This is a genomic window from Emticicia sp. (genome assembly GCF_049241225.1).
In the GTDB taxonomy this organism is placed as follows: domain Bacteria; phylum Bacteroidota; class Bacteroidia; order Cytophagales; family Spirosomataceae; genus Emticicia.
In genome coordinates this window covers 31,664-36,725 of the sequence record NZ_JBMLRC010000212.1, presented here as the reverse complement: position 1 = coordinate 36,725, position 5,062 = coordinate 31,664, and the positions used below count along the sequence as shown (strand labels likewise).

Annotated in this window: 2 protein-coding genes and 1 pseudogene; 1 reads left to right on the top strand and 2 read right to left on the bottom strand. The window is 38.4% G+C overall.

The window, feature by feature from the left end:
- Together ACOVO2_RS11750 and coaBC are read right to left on the bottom strand one after the other, a co-directional pair.
- The coding region (locus ACOVO2_RS11750) for a DUF4835 family protein (protein WP_421770159.1) at positions 1 to 643 on the bottom strand (643 nt) is incomplete at its 3' end.
- 32 nt (positions 644 to 675) lie between these two features.
- The gene (gene coaBC / locus ACOVO2_RS11745) at positions 676 to 1,872 is read right to left on the bottom strand and encodes a bifunctional phosphopantothenoylcysteine decarboxylase/phosphopantothenate--cysteine ligase CoaBC (RefSeq protein WP_421770158.1); all 1,197 of its coding nucleotides are present in this window, start codon (positions 1,870 to 1,872) and stop codon (positions 676 to 678) included.
- A gap of 219 nt (positions 1,873 to 2,091) precedes the next feature.
- Here coaBC and ACOVO2_RS11740 point away from each other — a divergent pair.
- Positions 2,092 to 5,062 (top strand): annotated as a pseudogene (locus ACOVO2_RS11740) (hypothetical protein); the annotation flags it as partial.

The following is a 5,062-nucleotide window of genomic DNA, read 5'->3' as shown; positions in this document are numbered from 1 at the left end:
AGGTGTAAAGCCCTTCACGGAAAGGCAGCAACTGCTGATTTTGTAAATTTTCAACTAACCAATAACGATTCCGTTGGTCACCTGATTGTTCCCAACCACCTTGACCAGCACTCGAAGCCAAGTTGGCAATGTTATAGGCTCTTGTCAAATACGGATTTCCGCCTAATTTACTAAATGAATCATAATCAATTGTGAGGGCTATCAACGAATAAAAACCCAAAATTGAAGTCAGGTTATTCGAGAAAGTTTGTTCATTGAAGTTCATTTGACGGTCTTCTGGCGTAAACGAAATATTAAAACTTCGGTCAACGTAAGTCAGCATAATGCTTTCGTAGGTGGCATTATAAACTGGGCGAATCACCTGAAATTGGGCATTTCCTTGAAAGACATTTTGCTGCGGAGATTTCGTAAACGTAATAATCAAATTACATTTAATACGCTCTTCTTGGCTATAAATATCACTTGTCCAGCGTTTGCCGTTCATAAAATCGCTGATGGCGGTTTTCATTTCGACAAAAATCTGCTTTTCAGAAGCCTGTTGCGACTGTAATTGGTCAGACACAATCGTTACGTTACAATTAAGTTCTTGGGCATAAGTGCTTAATGAGCAGCTTACTAACACAAATAATATAAGTTTTTTCATTGGTTTTATGGATAGTTTTGCTGAAAAAGCCGCTAAAGTTTCCTTTTTACAGTTTCCAAAATATCTTGTGCAACTTCTTTTTTTGTTTTTAGGTCAAAATCAAAAACATTGCCCTCGCGGTCGATAATCTTGATTTTGTTTGTATCATAACGAAAACCCGCCCCACTATCTTGTAAGGAATTCAAAACTACGAAATCAAAATTTTTGCGTTCGAGTTTTCCCTTCGCATTTTCGAACTCATTATCGGTCTCCAAAGCAAAACCTACAATTATCTGACCAGTTTTTTTCTGTTGCCCCAAAGTTGCGGCAATGTCAGTTGTTTTGGTGAGTTCAATATTAAATACATCTTCTTTTTTCTTTATTTTCTTATCGGCAACGTGCAGCGGTGTATAATCAGCAACAGCGGCTGATAGCACCACAATATCGCTTTCAGCAAAATATTTAGCAGTTGCTTCAAACATTTGCTTTGCCGATTGCACCTTTTCTACTTTCACTCCTTTGGGCGACGGGATAGCAACAGGCCCACTCACAAGTGTAACGTCTGCCCCCACCATCTCGAAAGCCTCGGCAATCGCAAAACCCATTTTACCTGATGAATGATTACTAATAAACCTCACGGGGTCGATTGGCTCTTGAGTTGGTCCGGCGGTTATCAATACTTTTTTGCCTTCGAAAATTGGATTTTTGGAAAAGTAACGAGTCAATTCATGCACAATTTGCTCAGGTTCGGCCAAACGCCCCTCGCCAACCAAGCCACTTGCCAATTCACCAAATTCGGCATTGATAATCTGATTTCCGTACGAAGTCAACTTTCGTAGATTTTCAATTGTGCTGGGGTGTTTATACATGTCCAGGTCCATGGCTGGTGCAAAAAACACCGTACATTTGGCCGATAAATATGTGGCTATCAATAAATTATCCGCAATTCCGTTGGCACATTTGGCAAGCGTATTGGCCGATGCTGGTGCAATAATCATGGCATCGGCCCAGAGTCCAAGCTCAACATGATTATTCCATTCACCGGTATCACCTTTCGTAAAACTCGATAAAACAGGATTCTTCGAAAGTGTTGAAAGCGTAAGTGGCGTAATGAAATCTTTGGCGGCCTCGGTCATAATAACTTTAACCTCTGCTCCTTCTTTCACCAATAATCTGACCAATAGTGCCGATTTATACGCCGCAATACTGCCCGACACGCCCAACAATATTTTTTTATTTTTTAAGCTCAATTGTATATTGTTTGAATGATTATCTAATATTTTTCACGTTATTCGTACCGTTCACTGAAAAGAATATTCATGACACGCTGCGTAAATTTGCTGGCACGATTTTTTAGTATTTCACACTGATTCACAAAATTGTAATAATTCGTAATAAAAATCAAAACCTTCATGCGAAGTATTCATTTAATTCGTTAAAAGTACGTAGTTTTTGGCTAAATTTGTTTGATGAAACGACTTCTCCACATAATAGTTTGGATTTTAGTTGGAATTTCTTTGTTAATTGGCGGTATCGTAATGTACATACAGTCACCTACTGGACAAGATTTTCTTACTAAACAGATTGTTTCGTACTTGCGAAAAAAACTACATACTAAAGTTGAAATCAATAAAGTAAGATTTGATTTCCCAGACTGGATTTCGCTCGAAAATGTCTATATCGAAGACCTCTCGAAAGACACTTTAGTTTCGGGTAAACGCCTTTACTTGGATATTGATATGCTGGCTTTGCTACAAAACCGAGCCGATATTAATCAAATCGAACTCCAAGGTATTCGACTAAAAATCAATCGAACACTTCCAGATACTACTTTCAATTTCAATTTTATCCTCAAAGCGTTCGATTCGGGCGTAAATGAGCCAAAAACGCCATCAAAACCCTTTGATGTAGGCATGAAAGCCGTGAAATTGCAAAATGTGCACCTTACTTACAAAGATGCAGTTTTAGGAACAGATGCCGATGCAAATTTTGCTTATCTGGAAACAAAATTTGATAAATTCAACCTCAATCAATCGCAATACCACCTCGCTTCTATTAACGGAAATCAGGGTTCGGTTATTCTGAATTTATACAAACCTCTAACAAAAAGCCCAACAACTGAAGCCCCAGCATCTCCCTCCGATACACTTGATTTTAATTTCAAAAAACTCAATTTGAATAATATGAGTTGGTTATTTGAAAGCAGTGAAGACGGTATCAGAAGTGGCGGAAAAGTAGATTCGATGCAAGCAGATGGCGAAAAGATTTTTTTGGGAAGTCAGACCATACAATTACCAAAAGTGCTGCTCAATAATGCCACTGCTTTTGTAGAATTTGCCAAAATGCCGAAAAAAAACACTCAAACGGCAAAAAAAGACACAAGCGAAAGTAAAAGTTGGACATTGAATTTGGGCGAAATTATCGTAAAAAATGCTAATCTCCGCTATGACGATAACAACTCAGCAGTGCAAACAAAAGGTCTTGACCCCGCACATATTGGTATCGAAAAACTGAGTTTCAAGCTCAATAAATTTATTTTTGCACAGAATCAGATTTCGGGCGAATTAAAAAACACTACTTTCAGCGAAAAAAGTGGTCTGATTGTTCAAAACATCGGGTCTAACTTTAACTATACCGACAAAGCTCTGACGCTAAAAAAACTCATTATCAAGACTCCCAATACTTTGTTGCAAGATGAACTGGCAATGCAGTATAATTCGGTCGAAGATTTTAGTAAAAACTTAGGCAATGTCGGTATAAAACTCAACCTCAAAAAAAGCCAACTGGCGGTAAAAGATTTATTGATTCTGGTACCAACTTTAGCCGAAAACCCAACTTTTAAAGGCAAAACCAATGAAATAATCAAAGTTGATGGAGCAGTCAGTGGTCGAGTGAATAATCTGCTGGTATCTAAACTAACCGTTGATGGTTTTGGAGAAACACACTTACAAGTAAAAGGCAAGATTGTAGGCTTACCCAACACCGACAAAATGGTGCTTGATATGGAGCTCGGTGCATTGAGCATGACTAAAGCCGATATTCTACGAATGGCGGGCGACAGTGCGATTCCGAAAAGTATCGAGCTGCCTCAAATGGTGAGTTTAGAAGGGAAAATAAAAGGTGGTTTACAAAACTTAATTCTTGATGCCTCGCTTGACTCAGATTTAGGAGGAGCGGCTTTCAAAGGTACGCTAAAAAATATCACAGCCGATAAAAATCAAAGTTATGATGGTAAAATTACCTTGCAAAATTTTGATTTAGGAAAACTTACCAAACAGCCTGAAAATGTGGGTAAACTGACACTTGAAGCAAGCGTAAAAGGCACTGGTCTGGACCCAAAAACCATGAATACGACCGTCGAGGGAATTGCCCAAAAAGCTGTCGTAAAAGGTTATGAATACAATAATTTGACCTTAAAAGGCACAATAAAAGACCAAATTGCCGATTTTAATGCTTCGGTCAATGATGAAAACGCAAAAGTAGTAGTTAATACTAAAGTAAATTTAGCCGATGAATATCCAGCCATCGAAGCAAAAGTAAATATCGGCGAACTCGACCTCAATAAACTCAAACTATATGCAGGGAGTTTAAGCCTAAAAGGCGATATTGAGATGAATATGGTTTCGACAAACCCCGAGAATCCACTCGGTAAAATCTTAATCAACAACGCTACGCTAAAAAAAGATGGAAAAACGATTCCGTTGGATAACATCGACTTAGAAATTCGTAATGTGAATAATCGACGAGATATCGGCCTAAAATCGCCATTCCTGAATGCCCAAATTGATGGTCAGTTTATCTATACCCAGCTCAGCGATATCTTACTCACCGAAGTAAACAAATACTTCGCATTGCCAGATATTGCGTATAAACCTATCACTACACCTTATGATTTAAGCATCAACGCCAAACTCAATAATCACCCGATTATCAAAAGTTTTGTTTCGGGTATTACCAAATTAGATACAATCCGCTTCAACGCTCAAATCAATAATCAACGAGATACCACCCTGCAAGCCAATGTGGTTATTCCACAAGTTGAGTACGATACATCGAGCATTGATAATGCACGTTTTAAAATAGTTGGAGCGAATAATCGTGCCGAATACGAAGGAAATTTGGCTCAGATAATTACAAGTGGCTACCGTTTCCGCCGAATATTTGTCGGTGGCGAGGTAGAAAACAATGTTTTAGGCTTGAATCTACTTGCCAAAGATTCGCTCAATACAACTCGCTATGGATTGGCTGCTAATCTGCGTTCGATTGATAAAAAACTACGATTAAATCTGGCAAAAAAAGGTACATTGATTGACTACAAAGCGTGGGAAGCTGACTCAACTGGCTATTTTGAATATAGCCCCGCAGGTATTTACATCAATCATTTGCAACTTCAACAAGGCAAACAACGACTATCTGTTAATAGCCAAAATACAATACCTA